Genomic DNA, 3,176 nt, shown 5'->3' with positions numbered 1-3,176 from the left:
CTACAGCTTTAAATGAACCTGAATTATTATAGTCTGCTGTCCATTTGCAAATGGTTGATTTTGCTATGTTATATTCTTTATGTAACTCATTGATTGATTTTCCTGATTTCTTTAACGCTATTATTTGCTTTTTAAAGTCATCTGTATAATTTTTAATTTTTCCTGGCATAGTATCTTTCCTTTCTTTTTTTATATCATACCATATCAAAATACAACTTGTCTAATATATTATAACCGATCTAGTAATGTAAAATGGACAGACTCGGGAGTGCTTGGCATTATCAAAAATGAAAAGTATAAAGGTGATTTGCTTTTAGGAAAGTCATTTACAGTAGACCCGATTTCAAAGAGACGTTTAGAGAATATGGGTGAGGAAGAGCAGTACTATATAAAGAACCATCACCAACCTATTATTTCAGTGGAAATATGGGAAACAGCGAAGTCGATTAGAGAAGAGCGATACCGAATTAATAACACAGTAATTGACGGTACCCGAATGAAGGCAACAAGAAAGTATGCGCTTAGCAGTATGTGACAATGTGGATTTTGCGGTAAGTTTTTGTCTAGACGCTCACATAATCAAAATACACATATTAAGAAACCAGTGTGGAAGTGTAGAACAGCAACTAATATAGGTATTTCAAAATGCCCACATAGTAAAGCAATCGATGAAGTAGTAATAGAAAATGCATTCTTAGAAATGTTTGATTTGTTGGCAGGAAATTTTGACGATGTGCTTGAATCAGTGCTTAATTCAGTGGAAGAAACCATTTCAAATGATGATAATTCCGCAAAACTTAGCAGGCTTGATAAGTCAATTAGTAACTTAGAAACAAGGCGAAAGAAATTGACCGATATGCTTTTAGATGATAAAATTACAAAAGACGCTTATGATGAAAAATATAATGATTTTACTCGTAGGATTAATCAAGAAAAAGAAGAAAGAAGCCTGTATTCGTCTAATGTTAATGTGCAAAAGGATATTGGTAGAAGAATGAAAGATATTCGCACCAAGCTGACTGAGTTAGGTGGGATACAAGAATTTGACCGCATTGTTTTTGAAAGCATTGTTGAGAAAGTTATTGTCGGAGACACAAATGCAGATGGCAGTGTAGATTCCTATAAGCTTACATTCGTATTAAAAGGGTTAGAGGATAGATTTATCCCAAATGTAAAAAATAGATACATGAACCTTCATAAGAAGGCAAATTAGTAGTGTTTTTAATTTTGCACACACTGTGTACTAAATTGGTTGTATTATAAAGAAAGCGAGATTTGAATTTTTCAAATCGAGACACACTGTGTCTCGATTTAATAATGGAAGGAAGGAGTAATGCTTATGTCAAATGAAATAATGAATCCACTTGTAAGTGAGATAAGAGATATTCTTGATACTGCTAGAAAAAAAGTTGCAAGAGAAGTGAATAATGAACTAATCGCATCTTATTGGAAGATTGGTGAGATTATTGTTCGTTATGAGCAGAATGATAGTATCAGAGCAGAATATGGTGAGCAGACATTAAAGCAATTATCTAAGGCATTGACATCTGAGTTTGGAAAAGGTTTTTCAAGATCTAATTTACAGAATATGAGGGCTTTTTATTTAGATTATGAAAAATGCCAGTCACTGACTGGCAAATTGACATGGACACATTATTGTGAATTGTTAAGTATATCAGATAGGAATAAGCGTAGCTTTTATGAAAAAGAAGCGAGTAATTCCAATTGGTCCGTTCGTGAAATGAAGAGGCAAATCAATACGTCCTTATATGAACGGTTATTGCTATCCAAGGGAGATGCCAATAAAGAAGAAGTATTGCGACTAGCAACGGTTGGAATAGAGATGAACGAGCCAAAGGACATTATCAAAGACCCTTATGTATTTGAATTTCTTGGAATTCCTGAAGATAAGCCAATGCTGGAAAGTGATTTAGAAAAAGCACTTGTGGAGCAAATAGAAAAGTTTTTGCTTGAGCTTGGCAGGGGATTTATGTTCGTTGGAACGCAACAACGAGTTACAATTAATAATACTCATTATTATGCAGATATGGTTTTCTATAACAAGCCATTAAAATCTTATGTTATTATAGAATTAAAAACAACTAAACTGATGCCAGAGGCAGCAGGGCAGTTGAATATGTACTTAAACTACTATGAAAATGAAGTGAATGATGAAGGAGATAATAAGCCAATTGGAATTATACTTTGCACAGATAAAGATGCTTTAACCGCAGAGTATGCATTAGGTGGATTATCAAACAATATTTTTGCTTCTAAATACACTTATTATATTCCAGATAAAGAGCAGTTGATCGCAGAAGTTGAGAAAGTAATTAATAAGTGGAATGAGAAGCAATAGTATAGAAACAAGCGTCAGCTTTATTAGTGGCTTGCAATTTAATACACAGTGTGTAGCGAATTGAATTGGTCGTATCATTATTGATGATAAATAGTAATGATGAAAAAATAATTCATTAAGTGGAGGAATGTTTGAAATGAACAATCACGAATACTTAGTGGATAATGAAGATAAAAGTCTTGCTAATAATGGAATAATGGAAGAGCATATTACCGATTGTTCTTATCAGCAGGACGACCCAACAAAAGATTGCTCTTATTGGGAATGTGACACATGTGGAGAGTGTTGTCTTGCTCATAAGGAAAGATGGCTGAAAGGCTGATTTACTGGGGTTTTTATGAATATGATAAAACGGCAAGGTTAGCTGAAATGTTGACCTTGCCACTTTTTTGTTGCTCGGAAACATATCTACTGGTAAAAATATTCCGATTTTGCAATTCGGTAGTTAGTGGAAACACATCTACTGACGATAGTGAAAAGCTGTAGTTGTCGGGAACATATCCACTATCCTATCATATATAAAAACTTTCGTAGTAGAGATTTTGTCGAGAAATAGTATAAATCGAAAATGACTTTCATATTGACATTGGATGATTTTTCTGCTAAAATGAAAATGGTTTTCAATTACCTATCTGGAGGTGATGCTGTGAAAAGAAAAACGATTTATACAACAAAACAGGGTGAAGCCGTATTGGAGTATATAGCCTCTCTTGATGGCGTACATGCTACGGTAGAACAAATTGCAGAATATTTTGAGAACCAAAATGCGGGAATTGGACTTACGACGATTTATAGAAATTTAGATAAGCTAGTAAAA

The 3,176-nt window shown here is 33.7% G+C and carries 4 protein-coding genes and 1 pseudogene; all 5 read left to right on the top strand.

Annotated features, from left to right (window positions below):
- The first annotated feature begins 124 nt into the window (after positions 1-124).
- Positions 125-535, top strand: coding sequence for a recombinase family protein (locus RMR19_RS08535; protein ID WP_310603069.1), 411 nt, complete (start codon positions 125-127; stop codon positions 533-535).
- Between the two features lie 15 nt (positions 536-550).
- Positions 551-1,213 (top strand): annotated as a pseudogene (locus RMR19_RS08530) (recombinase family protein); the annotation flags it as partial.
- Positions 1,214-1,339: 126 nt separating this feature from the next.
- On the top strand, positions 1,340-2,359 hold the full coding sequence (locus RMR19_RS08525; RefSeq protein WP_310603068.1) for a PDDEXK nuclease domain-containing protein: 1,020 nt from the start codon (positions 1,340-1,342) through the stop codon (positions 2,357-2,359).
- A gap of 136 nt (positions 2,360-2,495) precedes the next feature.
- Positions 2,496-2,681: a hypothetical protein gene (locus RMR19_RS08520; protein ID WP_310603067.1), complete on the top strand. Its 186-nt coding sequence runs from the start codon at positions 2,496-2,498 to the stop codon at positions 2,679-2,681.
- A 246-nt stretch (positions 2,682-2,927) separates the two neighbouring features.
- On the top strand, positions 2,928-3,176 hold a 249-nt coding region (locus tag RMR19_RS22145; protein WP_442871533.1), incomplete at its 3' end, for a transcriptional repressor.

The sequence above is a fragment of the Anaerosporobacter sp. genome, assembly GCF_031551385.1.
Taxonomy (GTDB): domain Bacteria; phylum Bacillota; class Clostridia; order Lachnospirales; family Lachnospiraceae; genus Anaerosporobacter.
This window is presented reverse-complemented; position numbering and strand designations above follow the sequence as displayed.